The 22,667-nt window shown below is 37.3% G+C and carries 26 protein-coding genes; 16 read left to right on the forward strand and 10 right to left on the reverse strand.

Annotated features, from left to right (window positions below):
- Positions 1-146: 146 nt before the first annotated feature.
- Positions 147-1,337: a class I SAM-dependent rRNA methyltransferase gene (locus tag ACIQ38_RS15315; RefSeq protein WP_402824731.1), complete on the reverse strand. Its 1,191-nt coding sequence runs from the start codon at positions 1,335-1,337 to the stop codon at positions 147-149.
- 145 nt (positions 1,338-1,482) lie between these two features.
- On the opposite strand from ACIQ38_RS15315, the gene ACIQ38_RS15320 reads away from it, so the two are divergent.
- The 4 genes from ACIQ38_RS15320 to recQ all read left to right on the forward strand — a co-directional run bounded on the left by ACIQ38_RS15320 (position 1,483) and on the right by recQ (position 5,213).
- Positions 1,483-1,824 carry an ArsR/SmtB family transcription factor gene (locus tag ACIQ38_RS15320; RefSeq protein ID WP_402824734.1) on the forward strand — a complete coding sequence of 114 codons (342 nt, stop codon included), beginning with the start codon at positions 1,483-1,485 and terminating at the stop codon, positions 1,822-1,824.
- 20 nt (positions 1,825-1,844) lie between these two features.
- Positions 1,845-2,345: an SRPBCC family protein gene (locus ACIQ38_RS15325; RefSeq protein ID WP_402824737.1), complete on the forward strand. Its 501-nt coding sequence runs from the start codon at positions 1,845-1,847 to the stop codon at positions 2,343-2,345.
- An 833-nt stretch (positions 2,346-3,178) separates the two neighbouring features.
- Entirely contained in the window at positions 3,179-3,406 is a 228-nt protein-coding gene (locus ACIQ38_RS15330; RefSeq protein WP_402824740.1) for a hypothetical protein, read from the forward strand.
- Positions 3,407-3,446: 40 nt separating this feature from the next.
- Positions 3,447-5,213, forward strand: coding sequence for a DNA helicase RecQ (gene recQ, locus ACIQ38_RS15335; RefSeq protein WP_402824743.1), 1,767 nt, complete (start codon positions 3,447-3,449; stop codon positions 5,211-5,213).
- Here the strand turns inward: recQ and ACIQ38_RS15340 are convergent.
- The gene (locus tag ACIQ38_RS15340; RefSeq protein ID WP_402824746.1) at positions 5,198-5,419 is read right to left on the reverse strand and encodes a DUF2187 family protein; all 222 of its coding nucleotides are present in this window, start codon (positions 5,417-5,419) and stop codon (positions 5,198-5,200) included. The genes recQ and ACIQ38_RS15340 overlap by 16 nt on opposite strands.
- A 206-nt stretch (positions 5,420-5,625) precedes the next feature.
- Between ACIQ38_RS15340 and ACIQ38_RS15345 the strand changes: the two genes are divergently transcribed.
- Positions 5,626-5,925: an AraC family ligand binding domain-containing protein gene (locus ACIQ38_RS15345; RefSeq protein ID WP_402824749.1), complete on the forward strand. Its 300-nt coding sequence runs from the start codon at positions 5,626-5,628 to the stop codon at positions 5,923-5,925.
- Between the two features lie 13 nt (positions 5,926-5,938).
- Entirely contained in the window at positions 5,939-7,378 is a 1,440-nt protein-coding gene (locus ACIQ38_RS15350) for a DEAD/DEAH box helicase (protein ID WP_402825210.1), read from the forward strand.
- 75 nt (positions 7,379-7,453) lie between these two features.
- On the opposite strand, the gene ACIQ38_RS15355 is transcribed toward ACIQ38_RS15350, so the two are convergent.
- Entirely contained in the window at positions 7,454-7,897 is a 444-nt protein-coding gene (locus tag ACIQ38_RS15355) for an NUDIX hydrolase (RefSeq protein WP_402824752.1), read from the reverse strand.
- A gap of 136 nt (positions 7,898-8,033) precedes the next feature.
- On the opposite strand from ACIQ38_RS15355, the gene ACIQ38_RS15360 reads away from it, so the two are divergent.
- From ACIQ38_RS15360 to ACIQ38_RS15375, 4 genes are all read left to right on the forward strand, one after another.
- On the forward strand, positions 8,034-9,113 hold the full coding sequence (locus tag ACIQ38_RS15360) for an AI-2E family transporter (protein ID WP_402824755.1): 1,080 nt from the start codon (positions 8,034-8,036) through the stop codon (positions 9,111-9,113).
- Positions 9,114-9,578 carry a PH domain-containing protein gene (locus tag ACIQ38_RS15365; RefSeq protein ID WP_402824757.1) on the forward strand — a complete coding sequence of 155 codons (465 nt, stop codon included), beginning with the start codon at positions 9,114-9,116 and terminating at the stop codon, positions 9,576-9,578.
- A gap of 12 nt (positions 9,579-9,590) precedes the next feature.
- Positions 9,591-9,977: a DnaJ family domain-containing protein gene (locus tag ACIQ38_RS15370; protein WP_402824759.1), complete on the forward strand. Its 387-nt coding sequence runs from the start codon at positions 9,591-9,593 to the stop codon at positions 9,975-9,977.
- Between the two features lie 126 nt (positions 9,978-10,103).
- Positions 10,104-10,643 carry a biotin transporter BioY gene (locus ACIQ38_RS15375; RefSeq protein WP_402824762.1) on the forward strand — a complete coding sequence of 180 codons (540 nt, stop codon included), beginning with the start codon at positions 10,104-10,106 and terminating at the stop codon, positions 10,641-10,643.
- A 43-nt stretch (positions 10,644-10,686) separates the two neighbouring features.
- Here ACIQ38_RS15375 and ACIQ38_RS15380 read toward each other — a convergent pair whose 3' ends face one another.
- The 3 genes from ACIQ38_RS15380 to ACIQ38_RS15390 form a co-directional block, all read right to left on the reverse strand.
- Positions 10,687-10,896, reverse strand: a complete 210-nt coding sequence (locus tag ACIQ38_RS15380) for a hypothetical protein (protein WP_402824765.1) — start codon at positions 10,894-10,896, stop codon at positions 10,687-10,689.
- Complete coding sequence (locus tag ACIQ38_RS15385; RefSeq protein ID WP_402825213.1) at positions 10,886-11,194, reverse strand: DUF3243 domain-containing protein; 309 nt, start codon at positions 11,192-11,194, stop codon at positions 10,886-10,888. Before ACIQ38_RS15385 ends, ACIQ38_RS15380 begins: the two co-directional genes overlap by 11 nt.
- A gap of 77 nt (positions 11,195-11,271) precedes the next feature.
- The gene (locus ACIQ38_RS15390) at positions 11,272-11,964 is read right to left on the reverse strand and encodes a hypothetical protein (RefSeq protein WP_402824768.1); all 693 of its coding nucleotides are present in this window, start codon (positions 11,962-11,964) and stop codon (positions 11,272-11,274) included.
- Positions 11,965-12,421: 457 nt separating this feature from the next.
- On the opposite strand from ACIQ38_RS15390, the gene ACIQ38_RS15395 reads away from it, so the two are divergent.
- The gene (locus ACIQ38_RS15395) at positions 12,422-13,621 is read left to right on the forward strand and encodes an NAD(P)-dependent malic enzyme (RefSeq protein ID WP_402824771.1); all 1,200 of its coding nucleotides are present in this window, start codon (positions 12,422-12,424) and stop codon (positions 13,619-13,621) included.
- Positions 13,622-13,893: 272 nt separating this feature from the next.
- Entirely contained in the window at positions 13,894-14,232 is a 339-nt protein-coding gene (locus ACIQ38_RS15400; RefSeq protein ID WP_402824774.1) for a DUF6054 family protein, read from the forward strand.
- A 24-nt stretch (positions 14,233-14,256) separates the two neighbouring features.
- Here the strand turns inward: ACIQ38_RS15400 and ACIQ38_RS15405 are convergent, their stop codons facing one another.
- From ACIQ38_RS15405 to ACIQ38_RS15420, 4 genes are all read right to left on the reverse strand, one after another.
- Positions 14,257-15,243: a DMT family transporter gene (locus ACIQ38_RS15405; RefSeq protein ID WP_402824777.1), complete on the reverse strand. Its 987-nt coding sequence runs from the start codon at positions 15,241-15,243 to the stop codon at positions 14,257-14,259.
- A gap of 12 nt (positions 15,244-15,255) precedes the next feature.
- Entirely contained in the window at positions 15,256-16,482 is a 1,227-nt protein-coding gene (gene pepT, locus ACIQ38_RS15410; protein WP_402824780.1) for a peptidase T, read from the reverse strand.
- A 202-nt stretch (positions 16,483-16,684) separates the two neighbouring features.
- On the reverse strand, positions 16,685-17,128 hold the full coding sequence (locus tag ACIQ38_RS15415; protein WP_402825216.1) for an RDD family protein: 444 nt from the start codon (positions 17,126-17,128) through the stop codon (positions 16,685-16,687).
- A gap of 21 nt (positions 17,129-17,149) precedes the next feature.
- Positions 17,150-18,847, reverse strand: coding sequence for a M3 family oligoendopeptidase (locus ACIQ38_RS15420; protein ID WP_402824783.1), 1,698 nt, complete (start codon positions 18,845-18,847; stop codon positions 17,150-17,152).
- Positions 18,848-19,010: 163 nt separating this feature from the next.
- Here ACIQ38_RS15420 and ACIQ38_RS15425 point away from each other — a divergent pair, with 163 nt between their 5' ends.
- From ACIQ38_RS15425 to ACIQ38_RS15440, 4 genes are all read left to right on the forward strand, one after another.
- Positions 19,011-19,766 carry a DUF2087 domain-containing protein gene (locus tag ACIQ38_RS15425; protein WP_402824786.1) on the forward strand — a complete coding sequence of 252 codons (756 nt, stop codon included), beginning with the start codon at positions 19,011-19,013 and terminating at the stop codon, positions 19,764-19,766.
- 148 nt (positions 19,767-19,914) lie between these two features.
- Positions 19,915-20,268 (forward strand): GIY-YIG nuclease family protein, encoded by a 354-nt coding sequence (locus tag ACIQ38_RS15430; protein ID WP_402824789.1) that lies wholly within the window; start codon positions 19,915-19,917, stop codon positions 20,266-20,268.
- Between the two features lie 266 nt (positions 20,269-20,534).
- Positions 20,535-21,596: a phosphotriesterase family protein gene (locus ACIQ38_RS15435; protein WP_402824792.1), complete on the forward strand. Its 1,062-nt coding sequence runs from the start codon at positions 20,535-20,537 to the stop codon at positions 21,594-21,596.
- A gap of 42 nt (positions 21,597-21,638) precedes the next feature.
- Positions 21,639-22,634 carry a phosphotriesterase family protein gene (locus ACIQ38_RS15440; RefSeq protein ID WP_402824795.1) on the forward strand — a complete coding sequence of 332 codons (996 nt, stop codon included), beginning with the start codon at positions 21,639-21,641 and terminating at the stop codon, positions 22,632-22,634.
- Positions 22,635-22,667 lie beyond the last annotated feature (33 nt).

The raw sequence follows: 22,667 nt of genomic DNA on the forward strand, positions 1-22,667 counted from the left end.
TCATACTTTTCTATATTTTCAGTATATATAATAGACATTTAGTTTACCATGCTACTATTCAATTAAGCCTAAATGAATGGGAATAGCAAAAAACCTCCTGATTATTTAGCAATCAGGAGGTTTTTAGAAACTAGCGCCTATTCGTGTTATTTTGTTCTGACAAACAATACTTTCAAATAATTCCCCTCTTTAAATAGTGGAGAAGTTTTAAAATCACTAGGAAGTGAAAACTCTTCTTCAATTGTGTACTTACGATTACTATCTTTGAATGCCTTTTCGACAAAAGTTTTGAACTTTTTCATACCAAACGTAGCGTTGTTGGTAGAGGCTATGATGACACCATTTTTTTCTGTAATAGCGATCGTATCTTTCAATAAGTTCGTGTAATCCTTAGATGAGCTAAAGGTGTATTTTTTAGAACGTGCAAAGCTTGGTGGGTCGAGAATTACTACATCAAAAGCTAATTCTTTTCGTTTAGCATATTTAAAGTAATCGAATACGTCCATTACAATAATGTCTTGTTTCTCCGCGTCGATTCCGTTCACTTCAAACTGCTCGGTAGTTTTACTTAAGCTACGTTTTGCAAGGTCCACACTTGTCGTTTTCGTTGCACCACCTGCAGCTGCGAAAACAGAAAAAGCACCCGTATAAGAAAACGTATTAAGCACTGTTTTTCCTTTAGAATAAGCATCTCGAATCTTTTTTCGAACGTCACGTTGGTCCAAAAATACACCAACCATAGCTCCATCGTTTAAGTAGATAGCAAAGTTTTGTCCACTTTCTTTCACGATTAGTGGAAACTCTCCACGTTCCCCTTTGACAAAATCATCATCTTCCAAATACTGACCTTTTGTATCGAAGCGTTTTTTCTCATAAATCCCTTTATAGGTCACAGAAGCTTCCAGACCAGCTAATATCATTTCTTTAAATGAATAAATTCCTTCACTATACCAGCTGATTAAGTAAAAACCATCGAAATAATCAATCGTTAAGCCGCCAATTCCATCGCCTTCTCCGTTAAATACACGAAAAGCAGTCGTATCGCTACTATCGAAATAATCCGCGCGATGTTGAATTGCAGTTGCAATTTTCTTTTGGAAAAAGGAAGTGTCGATTGGTTCGCTTTCATTTTTCGTTAGAAGCCAGCCTATTCCTTTATTTTGCTTACCGACATAGCCTTTACCGACAAACTTGCCCGCAGGGTTGCGCAGTTTTAAAATTGCACCTTCTTGTAAAGAGTCTATTTCGTCGAACCCGTCTTTTAGTAAAATAGGAACTCCTTTTTGTAAGTCTTGTGCTAGTGCATCTTTTACTTTTATGTCTATTTCTTTATGCATGATTGTCATCCTCGAAGTTTGTTTTTCTTTTATTATCACATATGAAAGTACTTAAATAAAAGAAATGCGTTAAATTGGGTAATATAATTTATTATATTTAACCATATAGTTGAATATCTAACGGGAATCAATTATATTTAACTTCATGGTTAATCAAAATGAAGACAATCTAAATGAAGTTTTCCAAGCTTTAGCGAACGACACGAGAAGAGATATGATTCGTATGATGGCAACGGAAGAAAGGACGGTCTCAGAACTTGCGGAACCGTTTGACATGTCCTTAGCTGCAATTTCAAAGCATATAAAAGTTTTGGAAAGAGCAAATTTAGTCGAGCGGATAATAAACGGAAGAACGCATATATGCCGCTTAAAGACGGAGTCACTATCTCAAGCAACAGAATGGCTTCATTTTTACGAGAAGTTTTGGAACAAGCGCTTTGATCTCCTTGAAAGTGAGCTAATGAAGGCAAAAAGGAAAGAACATTAAACGATAAAAGGAGCAAGAACATGAACAATTTATCAACAACCACTTTAACAATGACAAGAACATTTGACGTAGCCCCAGAGCGAGTTTTTGATGCATGGCTGAACCCTGAGATGATGAGAAAATGGTTTTTTACATTGGAGGGGACAAACAAGGTTGCACAAAATAATCCTCAAGTAGGGGGAACTTGGGAAATCGTCGATCATCGAGGTGGTCAAGATTACCGAGCAATTGGAGAATATCTTGAAATAGATCCTCCTCAAAAATTGGTATTTACTTTTAAAATGCCTCAATTTAGTGAATTAGAAGATATAATTACGGTAGAGCTAAAAGAACTTCCCCAAGGCTGCGAAATGACATTTTCACAAAAGATTCATGTTGCACATGAAGAAAATTGGACAGAATCTGATATTGAGAAAGCGCTAGGAGAATATCATGATGGATCGGAACATGGTTGGAATTTAATGTTCATGGGATTGAAAGAATTACTTGAAACAGGAAAAATTAGTTATACAGGTCAATAATATAGTTTAATAATAGCCGCATTTTCTGACTGGAAAATGCGGCTATTTGTTATGCTCTAGGAAATTGTAAAATCTATGGTGTATGAATACGTATCTCCAAATCACACAAAGAATGTAACTTACTTCTATTTAAACGTGATATAGAGATAATGCGCTGCAGCAAAAATCAATAAAAATTGCATACTTATGTAGAGACGATATTAACAATAAGTGGTTGAACAAGACAATATACATCTTGAAGGCAACAAAATACCTCTCGAACACGACAAACCTGTCTAGCAGATGCCGGACAGGCGAGTTTGAAGGGCTTTCAGGGTTGGTGTTACCATTATATGTAAAAGTGGTAGCTGTTTAACTCCGAGTAAACTTGCTATTGTAAGAATTAATCGCTTTCGTGGGAGATTTAGTTGCTCTCATACTTGATTTAGTCGCTCTCAGACTAAAACTAGTTGCTTTCAATGACCAGTTAGTTGCTCTAAGCCATTTACTGCATGCTCTACATGAAAAGATGATTGTTTTAAGCCAGATGATACTGAAAAAGTAAGCAAGTTCTACTGATTTTCACAGCAGCCGGCGACTCCTGTGGGAAAAGCATGAGCCGCAGACCCCACAGGAGCGCTAGCGACGAGGAGGCTAAGGCCATGCCCACGGAAAGCGTCCGGTTGCTGCGAAAATCTCAGCGGATACTCCCTTGCCACACATTATCCCCATATTGTATAAAATATCAAAGAGAATATAGTGAAGAAGACTAGATGGATATACTCTCACTCGCTCCTTAAAGAACTGTTTATGGTACAATATACTATACATATGTACGAGGAAGGAAGTTCGTTGTGAAAAAGTCGAAAGTTGTCATTCCGATTATGGTCGTGGTAGCAATACTCGCTACATGGATACTGAAGGACCATACGGATGTACCGATTCTCCATAAGGTCCTTATTACAATAGGTGCTTGTATAATGTCGGGAGGACTTGGCTACATATTACTAAAACCTGACGTTCAAAAAGTTGACCCAAAACCAAATCTGCAACAAACAAACAAAAAGGGAAGCAGAAAGTAATCTGTTTTCCTTTTTTCTTAAATAGATAGGAGGTACAAGAATGCTCGAAAATGCTCGTCAATTATTACAAAATTATTTTGGATACGATTCCTTTCGAGAAGGACAAGAAACAATTATTAAATACGTATTAAACAGTCATTCAAGTCTTTGTGTTATGCCTACAGGAGGCGGAAAGTCACTTTGTTATCAAATCCCCTCTCTACTGTTAGATGGAACTACTATTGTTATTTCCCCGCTTATTTCCCTTATGAAAGATCAAGTAGATACTTTAGTGCAAGCAGGCATTTCTGCAACTTTCATCAACAGTACATTAACTGCAGAAGAAGTAAGAGAAACGATGGAAGAAGTGCAAAATGGACAGTATCGTTTACTATATATAGCACCTGAACGATTAGAATCTCAAAGCTTTTTAAACCAATTAAAACGTGTCAAAGTACCATTAATCGCAGTCGATGAAGCGCATTGTATTTCTCAATGGGGGCATGATTTCAGACCAAGCTACCGTGCAATCCATAGACTTAAGGACGTATTTGAAGTAGAACCGGTCGTACTTGCATTAACAGCGACGGCAACTCCAGAAGTTCGTGCAGATATATGTAGATTGCTTCAAATTAATGAAGATAGCACAGTGATTACAGGATTTGCACGTACCAATTTAACTTTTTCTGTCGTACTTGGACAAGATAAAACTAAATTCCTGAAAGATTTTATTAAAAAGAATGCGCAAGAAGTAGGGATTATTTACGCGGCAACAAGAAAAACGGTGGATCAGCTATATGAATTGCTAAATAAAGCCGGAGTGCGCACCGCAAAGTACCATGCAGGGCTACCTGAAGCATTTCGCAATAAAGAGCAGGAGCGTTTTCTAACGGATGAAGCACAAGTGATGGTAGCAACAAATGCGTTTGGAATGGGTATTGATAAATCGAATGTTAGATACGTCATTCATTATCAACTTCCGAAAAATATGGAGAGTTATTATCAAGAAGCCGGAAGAGCTGGACGAGATGGTCTACCTAGTGAATGTGTTGTGTTATATGCATCCCAAGACGTACAAACCCAACGTTTTTTAATCGACCAAGCATTGGATCGAGACCGAATTCCAGGGGAGTTAGAGAAGCTACAAGGGATGGTCGATTATTGTCATACGGAAAATTGTTTACAGCAGTTTATCGTGACTTATTTTGGAGAACCAGACGCGAAAGCTTGCGGACGCTGTGCAAACTGTACAGATTCAAGGGAAGTACAAGATGTTACAAAAGAAGTACAAATGGTATTATCCTGTGTTGTTCGTATGGGGCAGAAGTTTGGAAAAACGATTACAGCACAAGTACTGACAGGTTCACAAAACAAAAAAGTGATAGATTTCGGCTTTACGAAGTTATCTACTTATGGAATATTAAAAGACCAGTCTTTAAAAGAAGTATCGGGATTAATGGAGTTTATGATTTCAGAAGGGATTCTATTAGTAAATCACGGTAGTTTGCCGACGATATATGTATCGGATAAAGGAAAAGATGTATTACTTGGAAAAAGACAAGTAATGCGTAAAGGAGTAGCGGTAACAAAACAAATTGCGAAAAGCGATCCATTATTTGAAAGTTTAAGAGTACTTCGGAAAAAAATTGCGGACGAAGCAGGTGTACCACCGTTTGTTATTTTTTCTGATAAAACACTGCAAGATATGTGTGTAAAGCGTCCGCAAACCGAAGAACAATTTTTAGAAGTGCACGGCGTAGGTGCAAATAAACGAGATAAGTACGGAAAAGCCTTCCTTGAAGAAATTAACCGTTATACCACTGTATAGTTTTTATGTGACACTACTGTTAAATTGGAAGGAACATTGATCTTTTTCGCATCTTCCGTCGATATTTCGACAATAACAGAGTGTTCTAAAATTTTGAAAATAGTACCTTGTACTTCACAATCATTACGAGTAAAAGAGATCTTCTCATCAATTTTCCGTGCTGCTACGAAGTCTGAAACTTCTTTTGGTTGTCGTTGGAAACTCATGTATCTGCCTCTATTCTAGTTTTTTTACGCAAATAGCGATACTTCTATTATAACATAAATAAACTATTAAAATGCTTGATAGGGATTATTAGATGTAATTGGTAGTAAGCTTTGGAAAAAATCAGTGGACAGCAAGGTGCAATTTTTACTTTCAGAAATTATTGGATATGATAATGTTAAGAAATTGATTGTAGGGAGGAATCTACATGAATTTAATCGAAACGCCGTACTTATTAGAAGAAAAAGAGAAGCATGTGTCGAAAGTGGTTCAAATGGACAACCATCAAGTGATGAATATTCAATTGCGAACAGGAGAAGAAATAAAAGAGCATGATGCAAAAGAATATGTTTTAATTGTTGTAAGAAAAGGCAAAGTATTGTTTACAGTAGAAGGCGTGGAACAACTAGTAACGACAGAACATATCCTTCACATGAATCCACTAGAAAAACATGCATTAAAAGCAGTAGAAGATGCGGATATAATCGTTATTAAAATTGGAAATTAAGAGGAGACTATGCATAGTGCATTTTAACGAACTAACATTAGACGAAAAGATTTTACAAGCAATCGAACAATTAGGTTATACAGAACCAACAGAAGTGCAACAGAAGGTCATTCCAGTTGCTCTAAAAAAACAAGACATTTTAGTGAAATCAAAAACAGGTAGCGGAAAAACAGCAGCTTTTGCAACACCACTATGTGAACTAGTCGAGTGGGAAGAAAACAAACCACAAGCATTAGTATTAACACCAACAAGAGAATTAGCTGTTCAAGTACAAGAAGACATTACGAATATCGGTCGTTATAAGCGTATAAAAGGATTTGCCCTATACGGCAAATCACCATTTGCAAAACAGAAGCTAGCATTAAAACAAAAAACACATATCGTTGTTGGAACTCCAGGTCGTGTGCTAGATCATATCGAAAAAGGGACACTAGATGTATCCAAAATTGAATATCTAGTTATTGATGAAGCCGATGAAATGCTGAATATGGGCTTTTTAGAGCAAGTTACATCAATCATTAAATTACTTCCCACAAAACGCACAACAATGTTGTTTTCAGCTACTTTATCTGATGAGATCAAAAAGTTGAGTAGTAAGTATATGAAGCAACCCGTTTCGATTGAAATCGATGTTGCCGAAGAAAATGCTCCGGATATTGAGCATGTGAAGTATGTAGTGCAGGAAGAACTTAAGCTTTCATTCCTCGAAAAACTAACGATTATTGAAAACCCTGACAGTTGTATCATCTTTTGTCGTACAAAAGAACGTGTGGAACAACTTGTAGATATATTAGATGAAAAAGGATATACGGCAGATAAAATTCATGGCGGCATGATGCAAGAAGACCGCTTTGAAGTAATGGATGATTTTCGGAGAGGTGATTTCCGCTATTTAATCGCTACGGACGTTGCGGCTCGAGGAATTGATATTGAAGACATCACGCATGTTGTTCATTATGATGTGCCACTTGAACAAGAAAGCTATGTGCATAGGACAGGTCGTACAGGTCGTGCTGGTCGTAGCGGGAAATCGATTATGCTTGCAACACCATATGAAGATAAATTTGTAAAAGAAATCGAAAGCTTTATTGGTTTCGAAATTCCAACTGGTCCCGAATTATCTGTTGAAGCAGTAGCGAAAAATCGATCTGCCTTTGATTTGAAAATGCAAGAACAGCCAGAAATAAAAAAATCAAAAAGCGAACAATTAAACGCCAATATCACCAAACTATATTTCAATGGTGGTAAGAAGAAAAAGCTCCGTGCAGTAGATTTCGTTGGTACCATTGCCAAAATAAATGGCGTGTCTGCAGATGACATCGGAATCATCACGATTCAAGACAATGTAACTTATGTAGAAATTCTAAATGGCAAAGGTCCACTTGTATTAAAAACGATGCGAAACACAACGGTTAAAGGTAAGCAACTAAAGGTGCATATCGCACATAAATAGTAGCGGGTGCCACATAACTAGTGGCGAACACCACATAACAATTAGTGACCACCACATAAACGAGCTTGGGGCTATTTAAACCCCAAGCTCGTTTTCAATAAATGCTCGATAAGATGGCAATATACCATCTGGTAAATTATTTGGTTGAAAAAATTGAAGACTGCGTGATTCAATCCCGTCGGGAGAAAGTTTTCCTTTGTATTCTTTCGTTTTGTAAACCGTCGTTACAGAATAAAACTTATCTCCATTAGGTTTTTCCATGAAATATTCTGGGCCGGAATACACATGACATAATTTTAATTCTCCAATATGTAATCCCGTCTCCTCTAAAACTTCGCGACGAGCAGTATCTTCTAAGCTTTCTCCAAGCTCCATCAATCCACCAGGTAAACCGTAAACTCCAAGTTCCCTTTCTTGCAATAGCACTTCCTCATTGCTATTCAAAATGAGTACAACGGAGCCTGGAAGTATTAGCGGACGATGGCCGACATATTTTCGAAGTTCCTTATAATATTCCATTCGCTGTATCCTTTCTAAGATAAGATTTTAATATTAGTTTAAAGCAAAAAATGGTAAGATACATAATAATGTGAAACTTCTAAGATAGGGAATCGTATAACCTATGAGTGAGTAAAAAGTAAGGATGTGAACGTCGGTGACAAATAAGCGCTGGTTTCAAATAGGCGTAGCAATACTATTGACATTATTAATTATTTTTATGTTTATGAAAGTAAAAAGTATTTTTTCACCATTAGTAATTATCGGGCAAACGATCTTTATGCCGTTATTGATAGGAGGCGTTTTGTTTTATTTAACAAGACCGCTTTTAAAATGGTTAGAGTCGGTAAAGTTCCCAAGATGGGCTAGTATACTGTCTGTATTTGTTGTAATTGGAATAGTTGGATGGGGTTTTTATGGATTAGTCGGCCCACCTTTAACAAAACAAGTAAATACGCTTGTAGAAAATACACCAGAAATTGTATCGGAAGTTCAGCAATTTTCGAAGTATTTCACTGAAGACCAAGAGCGTTTTCCTGAATTTCTACAAAAGACCATAACAGAAGTGTCGGGTAAGGTTGATACAATTGCCGTTGGTGCTGGAACTTTATTGATCAAGTTTATCCAAAACGTATTCCAAGGAGTTTTCTTATTCGTCCTTGTGCCATTTTTCCTTGTGTATATGTTGAAGGATCATGAAAAATTTGCTCCTTTTGTAGCGAGTTTTTTTAAAGGAGATAAGAAAACTTGGATGCGCAAAACATTAGCTGATATTGATGATGTATTACGTTCCTATATTCAAGGTCAACTATTTGTCAGCTTTTTAGTTGGTGTTATGTTATTCATCGGTTATTACGTGATAGGACTTAAATATGCTTTATTGCTAGGTGTATTTGGAATGATGATGAATGTTATTCCATTTTTAGGACCTTATATTGCGCTTGTACCAGCACTTATAATTGCATTTTTACAAGAGCCAAAGATGGCGATTTATGTAGCGATTATTATGCTCGTTTCGCAGCAAATTGAAAGTAATCTTATTACGCCGAATGTGATGGGAAAATCCTTAGATATTCATCCTTTGACTGTTATTACAATTATTTTAGCAGCGGGTAATATTGCGGGACTATGGGGAATTATTTTAGGGGTTCCGACTTATGCAGTCATAAAAGCGATATTGAAAAATATTTATGCACACCGAGGAGAAATTAAAGACGCCGCAACGGAGTCCGTATAAATGGATAATAACCTAGCGTTTAAATCTAAAAGGGATAAAACTTTTTTTAGAATGATTATAGCGGCAATTGTAGTTGTGGCATTAGTAACACTTGTGCCGGCAATATATGAATTATTTTTTACAGTAGAAGGAGATATGCTCGCTGTTATTATTACTACCATCCTATTTTTACTATGCGCTGGTTTTATTGTTTGGATTTCTTTTGATATTGAATATACCTTTACAGAAAATCACTTATTTGTACGTGGTGGACCTTTTCGCAGCAAAATCTCGTATGAAGATATAACTAAAGTAAATCCAACGTCGAATATTCTTGTTGGATACCGAGTTCTTTCTTCCAAGGATGCTTTAGAAATTCATTATAAAAAAGCGCTATTGAGAAGTGTCATTATTTCACCTGAAAAGCAAGAATTATTTTTACAGGTTTTAGTAGAAAAAGCACCACATATTCATCGGATGAAATGAGGGTTCTAGCTAATGGATAAAGACAATTTCAATAAACCGAGTAACGATTTGATTGGGGATATTTTAAGAAATTATGAAAAAACGGGTGGTATGGACAATTTAAAAGGTCAAGGAAAACCATTACCAGACGATTATTTTTCGGAAGATATATTCCAACATTTTCAAAAGATAGCAAAGGATGCAGGCTTTAAACCTCACTGGCTAAAGCTACAGCACGCGATTCGGGATGAATTAAAAGATATAGCCGAAAAATACAAAAATGGACAAAAGGATGGTTTGCATTTTCGAGTAACGAAAGTGAATGAAAAAATAATAGAGTACAACAAATCATGTCCACCACCGATGCAAAAGGGTGTAGTTCGATTGGAAACAATCGATGTATCAAGTCAAATGTGGTAAATAATTAGAGTTCTCATTTTAGTGAGAGCTCTTTTTTATATTGACGAGAAGATGCATTTTTTATATGATAATTTTAGTTAACTTATTTGTTTATAAAGTTAACTCATTGTGCAAAGGGGAAAAAATATGAGAAATGAACGGTTAAAAATGATGATTATTGCTGCGTTGTTTGCTGCAATTATAGCGGTTGCTGCACAAATAATTATTAATATTCCACCGGTTCCATTCACATTATTAACAATAGCAGTGATGTTAACGGCAACCATTTTAGGAGCAAAGTATGGGGCACTTGCTGTTGCAGTGTATGTATTGATGGGGGTTATTGGTATTCCCGTTTTTGCAGGGATGAAAGGCGGATTTGGAGTTGTGTTAGGTCCGACTGGTGGCTATATTGTCGCGATTATTCCCGCTGCATTGTTTATTGGCTGGTACTTAGAGAATTTTGGGTATACAAAAGTGCAAGCAATTATCGCAAATATGATTGCTGTATTGATCATTTTAGTTCTTGGTTCCATTTGGTTGAAAGTTGCTGCTGATCTTCCATGGAATGGAGCATTCAAAGGTGGCATGATTCCATTTATTGTGCCGGATCTAGTAAAAGCAATCGTAGCCGCGCTTATAGGAATACTCATTCGAAATCGCTTAGTTGCAGCAAAACTAATATAAAAAAACAACTTGCCTGAGAGGAGTCAGGCAAGTTTTTGATGTCTTAGGGGTATCGTTCTTCGCTTAATGAACGATTTTTTGTGTGGTGGTGGAATGCCTCATCTTGCACTTGTATGTTGAGTTCTTCCACTGGAATAGGATCTACTGTTTGCATATCTTCGTGCATGTCAAAAAGGCTTTCTTTTGTAGTGCGTACGCCATCAGGATTATCCAGAAGGCGTCCTTGTGCTTCTTTTCGGATTTTATCCTTCATTTTTCACAAGGTTTAAAAGCAGATGGCTAAGAACATGTTGTTGTTCTTTGTCTCCACTTTTCCAAAGTTGTTGAAGCAGATGTTCTTCGCGGTTACGAGGTTCTTCATGTTTTGCAAGGTAACCTGCTACTTTTTCTGTAGCCTTAGCTAGTGCTTCTTCACTTAAACCCAGCTTTTCACCAGCGGCAACTTTACTAGCTAAATAAGATTTAAAAGTTGTAAAGTTTTTTAGGATTTCTTCTTTTTCTTCCGAGTTAATACTACTTAGCTTAGCGTCTAGACGATCGTCAATATTCATTGCCATTCACATACACTCCTTTCTCTTTGAATCATTTATAGTTATGTCCAGAGAAAGAGCAATCATGCATATTCATTTTAGGAATTAAGTGGACAAAATCCACATTTTTGTAGCCCTGGTACATCCTTTGAAAAACAACAAGTCGTACGAACTGGGCTATTGATCAATTGTGCTGGACTTTTTCCTTTCAAATAGTTGGATAAAAAAGATTTTGAAGTAAATGCAGTCCAAATGGATTCATCTTGCATAGTAGACCAATCTTGTTTTGCTTGGTCTGCAATTGCTTCATTGTCAAAAAAAACGTAGTAATGCCAAAGTAAATAGCCAAAGACATTTTCCCATAGGGTGAGAGGTGAGACGCTGCATTTTGTACGCAATTGCTGAATAATAGGATAGCATTGCTGTTCCCATATAAGCTGCACATCTTCGCTACGATTTACGCTCGTTTCGCGGAAATGTTCTTCCCGTATATAAGTGCTAATTGTTTTATTTCCATACTCATTCGTTGTAAAAAATGATAATTCTTCTAGTGGTCCATCCCAAATTTCATCATACATGGTCATCATATAAAACTGCATGGAAATGAACATACCAACTCTCCGCATGAAAAAAGAAGCAGCAATAGGATCAGTTGGAGCGCCCGAGATTAACTTAATCATGGCAAGAGAACTTTCTACGTTTTTAGCATGAAAAAGAGGAGTTCCAACAGGTTCCAAATACACACTATAATTATTCAATTGTCTGATTTGATCATTCGATAAAGTAGTCATAAATGTATTATACAGAATTTCATCAAAACTGTTGACATTTTAAATGAAAATGATTATCATTACCATATAGAGACTTACTCTTAGTGAGGAAGATTCTAACCAGCGACTTTTCTCCAAAATTGTGGCTGACTTTCGCACACTTAACCCCCCTCAACGTTAAGATAGTGCATTCATGCGCATCGGTAACCAAAAAATTGGTTGCCGATTTTTTTGTCCCTGTGCAACAAGCAATTCAGAATTGTTTGTTGCACAGGGACATCTTTATTTTTGAATAATTTTACATATAAATATAAACATAGGAAAATATATGTGAAGAACTTCACTAAGACTTATGCATTGACTTTAAAATATACACCCTCTATAATTTTCAGAATATAGAGAATATCGAATGTGTCTGTTCGATTTTCATTATAAAAGGGGAGTATTTTGAAAATCTAAAAGATGGGTGAGTGAGAAGATGGATTTGAGAACACGTGCATTAAACTTGCACCGAGAAAGCAGAGGAAAGCTGGAGTTAGTAGCTAAGGTCCCAATGGGTAGTATGGAGGATTTAAGTTTAGCTTATTCTCCAGGAGTAGCAGAGCCTTGTATAGAGATAAAAAATGATCCCTCCGCTATTTATGAGTACACAGCAAAAGGTAATTTAGTCGGGGTAGTAACAGATGGTACAGCAGTTTTAGGACTCGGGGATATTGGACCGGAAGCTTCTTTACCGGTTATGGAAGGTAAAGCAATTCTTTTAAAAAGATTTGCGAACGTTGATGCCTTTCCAATTTGTTTAGATACAAAGAATGTCGATGAAATTGTTCAAATTGTAAAAGCAATCAGTCCAACGTTTGGTGCCATTAATTTAGAAGATATTTCTGCACCACGTTGCTTTGAAATAGAAGATCGTCTTCGTGCAGAGTTAAATATTCCAGTATTTCACGATGACCAGCATGGAACTGCGATTGTGGTAGGAGCTGGGCTTCAAAATGCGGTGAAGCTTGTGAATAAACAAATTCCAGCGCTAAAAGTTGTTATTAACGGTGCAGGTGCAGCAGGAATGGCTATTTTACGTATCCTTCAACAATTAGGCTATACGAATATTATTATGTGTGATTCTACAGGTATTATTTATGAAGGACGCGAGGAAGGGATGAACTCAGTTAAGGAGTCCATTGCTAGTACAACAAATCCATATGATTTAACAGGGAATTTACAGGACGCTTTGGAAGGTGCAGACGTATTTATTGGTGTTTCTGTCGCAAATCTACTAACGAAAGATATGATTGACTCGATGAATAATGACCCAATTATTTTTGCTTTGGCGAATCCAAACCCTGAAGTAGCTTATAACTTGGCGAAAGAGTGGGGAGTGAGGGTAATTGCAACTGGTCGATCTGATCATCCAAACCAAGTAAATAATGTCTTGGCATTCCCAGGCATTTTCAGAGGAGCATTGGATGTAAGAGCAACGGATATCAACGAAGAAATGAAGCTAGCAGCAGTCCATGCGATTGCATCTCTAATTGAAGAGCATGAAATTAGAGAGGACTATATTATTCCAGATGCATTTAATGAACAGGTTGTAGATGCTGTTGCGAAAGCAGTAAGTGAAGCTGCTATTCAAACAGGAGTTTCGACTTTATTCCAACCAGCGTTAAAAGAAGCATAATGAAATTTTTTAAAAAATAAGTGGAAAATATTTGATGAAAATAACAATATTCGTAATCTCTAAAAGGGAATGGAACTAATATTCCTGTGTGATTGAATCACTTATTAGTGAGCTTGCGATACTTTTATTCCAAGTTAGTTTCAAGAAGTTTAAGATAAAAATGTTCCTAGAGAGAAAGTCTCTAAGGAACATTTTTTTGTTAGCTTCTATTGTTAGAAACTATTTTCCTTTTCAAACGTAAAGTAAGTATAAGGGAAAATGGAGGGATTTGGATGGATATACGTGAGTTTTACGTTTCATTGACACCGAAAGCTGCGCTAGATGTTTTACAACAACATATTGTGCAAGGAAGTATTTCAGGCACGATTATAGACGTGTACGAACGATTAGTAGGAGAACGTCAAGTTGTCGTATGCGTACTCGAGAAGTATTATATGCGTACAAGCAATCGGGCTTCATTAACTATTACACTTGATAATTTAGAAAATAAAACAAAAGTACATGCAGCTTCATCAGGAGCCGGCTCGGGAGCTTTTTTACGCTTTGACTGGGGAGCAGGAGGCAATTTTGTAAATAGTGTAGAAAGAGCTCTGGAAGGATATATGATATAAAAAAGTACATGGTTTTGAGGAAGTTTACTCATAACCATGTACTTTTTTTTCGGCTGTATTTGAAGTTAATGCTACTGCTCTAGTATTTAAAACCTTTGTATAATAACTGTGCAAAAACATTCCTAAAATAATAATTCCAAGTCCAATTAAAGCAATCGGTGTTGGCAATGGAATATGGAGAATAATCATTTCCCCGACAATTACAAATAGTATTTCTGTCGACTGAGTTGCTTCTACAGCAGCAAGCTTTCCTTGATGGTTGCGCACGCGGTCCGTTGCCATAAAAAACAGTGTAGTAGCGATAACCCCGGAACTAACCGCTACGATCAATGATTGTATGACTTGATTCATAGAAGGAAGTCCAACTGTAAAGAGCGCAAATACTACAAGAATAATCCAAGCGGGAAGAGAAGCAATTGTCATCCCAAGCACGCGTTGAAATGTATCCAGTTTACCATCTAAATGATCCATCATTTTGCGGTTACCTAGCGGATAGGCAAATGCAGCAACTACGACAGGTAGTATACCTAGAAAAACAGCACTCATTGAAAGAGAATTTGTATTTGGAATTTGAATAAGAATAATACCTATTAAAATGACAAATGAGATTAATAGCGAAATGACTGGGATTTTTTGTTTAATTATCCGGTCCTTTATTCGCACCGAAAAAAACGGGGCAAGTAACACGCCCGCAACAATGGTAAATTGCCACATACCAGAGATTAGCCAGCCTGGTCCATATGCAGCAGCAAAAGTAAGTGGTGCATAAAACAAGACAAAGCCTACAAAACTCCATATAAGCCACGGAGCAGGAGCAGACCTCAGTTCATGAAATGTATTAGCCAACCCTTTTCGATAAGAAACGATGATCAATAGAAAGGGTAGCATAAAGAAGAAGCGGAGGGAGGAGCTCCAAAGCCAGCTTCCTCCCGATACTTCCATCGAACGATTGAGAATGAATGTTACCGCAAAAAACAAGGAGGCAAGAACCCCTAGTAATATTTCCCGCATGAATTCACCTACTTATGCTTGTTTTTCAAAAGCTTGAATGATTCCTTTAACAACTTCAGTAGACTTTTCCATCACGTCTACTGAAACATATTCATATTTACCATGATAGTTTTCGCCACCAGTAAATACGTTAGGAGTCGGCATCCCCATATAAGAAAGTTGAGAACCATCTGTACCGCCACGAACTGGAATGATAAGCGGCTCGATATTTTGTGCAACCATAACGTCTCTTGCTATATCTACAATTTCCATCACAGGCGTAATTTTTTCACCCATATTGTAGTATTGATCTTCTAGTTTAACTGAGATAGCACTTTCTCCATATTCTGCTTTGATCTTTTCAGCAGTATCTAGGAACAATTGCTTTTTCGCTTCAAATTTTTCACGATCATGATCGCGGATAATATAGCTAAGCTCTGTTTTTTCCACGTCACCATTGAAATTCATTAAGTGGATAAATCCTTCGTAGCCTTCTGTTTTTTCAGGAACAGCATCAACTGGCATATGTGATTGGAACTTCGTTGCGATTGTAATCGAGTTCACCATTTTGTCTTTTGCAGAACCAGGATGCACACTTGTACCATTTGTTACCACATGCGCACCAGCAGCGTTGAAGCTTTCGTATTGCAATTCACCAAGCGGACCACCGTCCATCGTATAAGCGAATTCCGCACCGAATTTTTCTACGTCAAATTTATGTGGTCCACGACCGATTTCTTCATCTGGGTTGAATGCTACACGAATTTTACCGTGTTTTACATCTGGGTTTTGAACGAAATATTCCATTACGGTCATAATGATTGCAATACCGGCTTTATCATCCGCACCTAGAAGTGTTGTACCATCCGTAGTAAGGAGTGTATGACCAACATAGTTTGTAAGCTCTGGGAAGTCCTTCACAGCCATCACAGTCGATGCATTTAACTCGATGTCTTTTCCATCATAGTTATCGATACGCTGTGGGTTGACATTTTTCCCTGTGTAATCGGTTGCAGTATCTACATGTGCTAAAAATCCGATTGTCGGTATATCTTTATCTGTATTAGCAGGTAATGTAGCAAACAAATAGCCGTTTTCATCTAAAGTAATTTCTTCTAAACCAATCTCCGCAAGCTCTTTTTCTAATAGATGTAGTAAATCCCATTGACCTTCAGTTGAAGGGCAAGTCGTACTTGCTGCATCCGATTGCGTGTCTATTTTTGCATAACGAGTTAAACGCTCGATTAATGTTTCTTTCATGAAATGAGATCCCCTTTCAAAGTAAAAAGCCTACTATTATTTTAACAGATTCTTTCGACTTTCGGAATTATTACTGGTGCCAGGCACCTGTAATAATTCATCCAACAAATTACAATTCCAACTAAGTTGGTCATTATTCCAACTAAACCTAAATCCCACACAAAAAGGCTACCGAAAATTCATTTTTTCGGTAGCCTTTTCATCAAAACTGTTCTTTTTCTTCCAGTGTTTCTTCTAGCGTTTTTTCCGGTGGATCATACGTCACATATGTTCCGGCAATGAAATCGTGAATTGCACGCTTATCTTCACGAATTCCTACCATACATGCACTCACAATTAAAGCAATTCCAAATGTAAATGCATATATGAGACCTCCTACAACTACACGCAAAAGCATTGTTCCGAAACCAAGTTTGGAGCCGTCTACTTTTGCAATTCGGATGCCTAACACTTTCTTCCCTACAGTATATCCATACCACAAAACTGGAACAATTAATGTATATAGCACATTTCCCAAACTTGTAATCGGAGTTTCATCCCAACTTCCGACTACCAGGTAGCTAATAACAGATAACGGAAGGCCGATAATTAAACTATCTAAAAGACTTGCACCAAACCGAGCCCAAAAACCAGCTGGATTCAATATATACACTTCCTTCTGCAATTTTTATAAAGCAGAGTCATCCACACTATTTAAATATTCTTCAATTGTGCCTACTACAGACTCTACGCAACCTTCCTCGAATGGCGAGATTAAATTTGCTTCCTCTACTAATTTAGTGAAAGATTTCGAACCTCCTAGTTGACAGAGATGTAAATAATCTTTCCATGCAGCTTCATGGTCTTCTCTTGAACGCTTCCAAAATTGGAAGGCACAAATTTGCGCTAATGTGTAATCGATATAATAAAACGGACTCGCGTAAATATGCCCTTGACGTTGCCAGAAAGCACCCGCTTCTAAATAACTATTACCATCATAATCGCGTTGTGGTAAATAAATTTCCTCAATTTTTTTCCAAGCAGCTTTTCGTTCCGCTGGAGTCATTTCGGGATTTTCATATACAGCATGTTGGAATTCATCTACTGCGACTCCATAAGGCAAGAACAGTAGACCACTGCTTAAATGAGCAAATTTATACTTATCCGTTTGCTCTTTAAAGAATAATTCCATCCAGGGCCATGTGAAAAATTCCATACTCATCGAGTGGATTTCACAAGACTCAAATGTTGGCCAAATGTATTCTGGAATACCAATATTTCGGCTAGTGTACACTTGGAAAGCGTGACCGGCTTCATGCGTTAGCACGTCGATATCACCGGAAGTTCCGTTGAAGTTGGAGAAAATGAACGGAGATTCGTAGTCATCGATAAACGTACAATATCCTCCAGATTCTTTCCCTTTTTTCGCAACTAAATCCATCAAATCACGATCAATCATAAATTGGAAAAACTCCGCTGTTTCAGGTGAAAGCTCGTCATACATCTTCTTCCCATTTTCTACAATCCACTCTGGAGAACCTTGTGGTGTAGCATTTCCTGTTAAGAAATTCAGTGATTCATCGTAATACTTCAATTGATCAACACCGATACGCTTTGCCTGGCGCTCATATAGTTTATTTGCCAAAGGAACGATATAATCACGCACTTGGTCGCGGAACTTTTTCACCATTTCAGCATTGTAGTCGATACGATTCATCCGTACGTATCCAAGTTCCACAAAGTTTTTATAACCTAATTTCGTTGCAATCTCATGGCGCACTTTCACAAGCTGATCGTAAATATCATCAAACTTTTCTTCATGTTCTTGGAAGAAACTAAATCTTGCTTCTGTCGCGTTTTTGCGCACTTCTCGGTCCGTCGATTCTGAGTAAGGTCCAAGTTGTGCCAGTGTTAAAGTTTCTCCGTTAAATTCTACTTGTGCAGAAGCAACTAGTTTAGAATAATCGGAAGCTAGTTTGTTTTCTTTTTGCATAAGAGAAATAACTTCAGAAGAAAAAGCTTTAATTTGAAAGTCTGCTAGATCAAATAATTGACTACCCCATTTTTCTTCCAATTCTTCTCGGAATGGAGAAGCAACAAGCGCTTTATAGTATTCCGTAACAAGTTCATCTACCTCGGGACTGATTTCATCAAAATAATCGCGTTCTTTTTGATAATACTCGTCGTTCGTGTCAATCGATGCTCGAATGTACACTAAGTTAGCTTGTGTTGAAAAGTCATTGCGCAATTTGTTTAGTTCTTCAATTGCTGCGCTTTGCTCTTCCATAGAAGAAGCTTGCTTAAATTTTGTTAAAGCCTCATTAAACTTTACTTTGTCTTCTTCTAAATTTGGGCGTTTGTATTCGTAATCTTTGAATGTTACCAATGAAATTCTCCTCCCGTTCGCTTCTTCGAAATCCGAAACGTTTTCCTTTCCATTGTTCATTATTTTCTGATAGATTGCAACTATATATTTGATGTTTGATATTTAATAGACATTAATGTATTATGTTTATAAAATAATAAACAAAGAACGGTTGTGTTTGTGAATGGAACTATCAGATTTGTTTTGGAAAGCTGACGTAGAACAGTTAAAAGCGGGATATGTGGAAGAAAAAGACGCTTTTATTTGTTTAGTGTGCGGTGAAAAGGTAGAGAAGGGTATTATTTATCCTTATCAAGAAGTTTTAATGGAATCAGAACGATTTATGAAACTACATATCGAACAGGGGCATGGTTCCATATTTCATTATTTAATCGGCTTGAATAAGAAGCTAACAGGCTTAACGGATCACCAAAATAGCTTACTTCGATTATTTTATGAAGGGAAAAGTGATACAGAAATTCAAGCCGAATTAAATATAGGAAGCAGTTCTACTATAAGAAACCATCGCTTTGTACTAAAAGAAAAAGAGCGGCAAGCGAAAATTTTCTTAACGATGATGGAGTTATTGAAGGAAAAAGACGACCATGCACCGGTATTTTTGCCCGTTCATAAAAATGCAACAATGGTAGATGACAGATACAATATGACGGAAGAAGAGCAACAAGAAGTGGAAAAGAAATTTTTTCTAGAAGGTACACATGGTCCTCTAGTGAAATTCCCGAAAAAAGAAAAACAGAAACTAGCAACACTGCGCGTCATCATTAAGCGGTTCGAACAAGAAAAAGTGTACAGCGAAAAAGAAATAAACGAAGTACTCAAAAATGTATATGCAGACTTCGTTACTTTAAGACGTTATTTAGTCGAATATGGATTTTTAGATCGTAAAGACGACGGTAGTGAATATTGGGTAAAAGTTTAAATTTATTCGGGAGGGGTTAAACCCTCCTGAATAAAGTTAAAGCCTCCGGCGGATGTCACAGATTTAAAAAGGAGTTAATTGAGCAAGCTCAATTCTAAATCTGGACGCAAATTCTCCAAGGCGAATTTGATTAGAAAGGATGATTTAAATGGAACGTAAAAAAGAACTGAAACAAGCGTACAAAGAAGTAAAAATTGAAAGTGGTATTTATACGATTACAAATAAACAAAACGGAAAAAAGTTTGTCGCATCAACCCGTAACTTCAAAACACTAAATGGTACAAAATTCACGTTAGAAAATGGAATGCATACAAACAAAGAGCTACAAAAAGAATGGAATGAATACGGAAAAGACGCTTTTGAAATCGAGCAAGTAGAAGTATTAAAGATTCCAGAAAACCAATTTATAAACGAAAAGAAAGAATTAGAAAAGCTGTTAGATCAGTGGATGGATAAATTGCAGCCATATGGGGAGAAAGGGTACCATACGAAAAAAGATTAATAAAAATACGCAACTAACATGGGCGTTCTATGTTGGTTGCGTATTTTTATTCTCCAGCAAAATTTGGAAGTATTATTACAGAACTCTCAATATTTTAGTAATTCAAAAGAGTCGGAAAAAATAATTGACTTTGGTATAACAATATTATAATATTTCATTATCAACTTAGACATTACATCGGTACATGTACTTTAAAAGAAAGCGATTACACCAATAGGATAATGTTCCGAAATATGGAACTATAAAAATGATAGGAGGTTTTAATTATGCTAGATACTATACAAGAAAATAATTCAGGGGTTGTTCATACGGTTCTTGGACCAGTACCTACAGGGGAACTCGGTGTTGTACTTATTCACGAGACACTTCTCTCTGTAATGCCTGGGGCAGAGTTTGCACCTGAGATTAACATGGATAAGAGTGAAATTTTTGAGATATTAAAACGTCAACTAATGGATTACCGCCGACTTGGTGGGAAAACGATTGTTGATCGTAGTGGTATGTTCCATGGTCGCGATGTCGAGCTTTACAGAACGCTTTCCAAAACAACGGGTGTGCATATCATTGCATCTACTGGATTAGGACCTGAGCCAATGTTAGGTGGTTATTTTATGACACCTCAAAAAAATCCACCTACCCCTTGGTCTGCTGAACAGTTTTCTGGTCTTTTTACAAAAGAAGTAACGGAAGGGATTGTTATACCACGTGTTGAACGTTCGAGTTCAGCGGGATTAGTAACATCAATCGCATCTAATACAGGGAGAACACAAGTAGAAACTAGTCTATTCCTAGGCTCAGCATTGACGGCGCTTTCAACTGGCATACCAGTATCTGTACAATATGGTGCTGATGCTATAAACGATTTAGAGGTTTTATTGAGTGCGGGTATTGCTCCTAATCGTGTCATTATCGGAGGTCTGGACAGTTTAGATGCGGTAGAGAGTAGATCAGTTTTCGAAATTGCTGAACGAGGAGCATATGTTGCGATTGACCATGTTGGTTGGTCATCTAACGAAGGCTATGTAAATGATATAGAACGTGCAGCTTTAGTCGCTGAATTATTTGCAGCAGGGCATGGCGAACGAATATTAATCTCTAGCAATACAGTTGGTGTGGCTAAAGGTCATGAAGCCAAAGAGCTTGGTGTTGACCACTTATTAACATCATTCGTACCGCAACTTCGTAAAGCGGGAGTAACAGAAGAACAAATTCGTGCTTTACTTCAAGTAAATCCACAAAAAGTACTAGCACTGGATCCTTCAGCTGGGCAAAAGATTTCTGGATGGAAATATGAGTGGGATAAATTGTATCAACCTGTCACTAATTAAGAGGAACAGACAAAAGTGATTATAAAATAAGGAGTGATAAATATGGGGAAAATTAATACTGTTTTAGGTCCAATCCCAACAGAAGATTTGGGAATCGTAGCAATGCACGAGCATATTGGATTTGGTCTACCGGGATGTGATTTAGATACACAGTGGTGGAAAAAACCTGAAGAAGCATTCGAGGTAACACTGCAAAAGTTACGTAGATTCCGTGAGCACGGAGGAAAAACATTTGTTGACTGTACCGGGATTGGGAATGGTCGTGATATCGAGTATTTCCAAGTACTTTCACGCAGAACAGGGGTACATATTGTTGCCGTTACAGGGTTTGTGGCAGCTGACTCAGCCCTACCATATTTCCGTAACAAATCAGTCGAGTATCTTACCGATTTACTTGTTCATGAAATAACGGTAGGTATTGATGGTACAGATGCAAAAGCGGGTGCTATAAAAGTAGGAGTTAGCCGTGGCGGTAAACTAAATGAATTAGATAAACGTATTTATCGCGCAGCTGCACGAGCAGCATTAAAAACTGGTGCCCCGATTATTACACATCTATGTGTAGATGCTGAGACTGCAATTGATATTTTCAAAGAAGAAGGTCTATCACTTGATCGTATTCTTTTTGGGCATGCAGATGACGGTGGATATCTGGATGAAGCCCGTGATTCCAAAATTGCAGAGTTAGGTGGTTATGTAGGTTTTGACACAATTGGCTATGACAGTGAAGTAGAGGGAGCACCTTACTGGGCACGACCACGTCAAGACCGCGTGGAGCATTTCCTTCGTTTTCTTGATAAAGGATTTTTGGATCGTGCAGTTATCTCTGCAGATGCCAACTGCTGTGCCTTAGGATGGCCTGGATTGAAGGGGCATTCGGTCAATTATTTATTCGAGGAATTCATTCCAGATCTTCGTAAAGCTGGTGTTGGTGAAGAAGTATTTGAGCAGCTCCTAATTCATACTCCTGCTAAAATTTTAACAATGCAAGAGCCTCGTTTAGTCGGCATACGTGAAGCAGTAGCAATATCCGAATAAAGTGAAGTAGACTTCTAAATCTAGAAGTCTACG

It is taken from the genome of Psychrobacillus sp. NPDC096389 (assembly GCF_044762855.1).
Classification (GTDB): Bacteria; Bacillota; Bacilli; order Bacillales_A; family Planococcaceae; genus Psychrobacillus.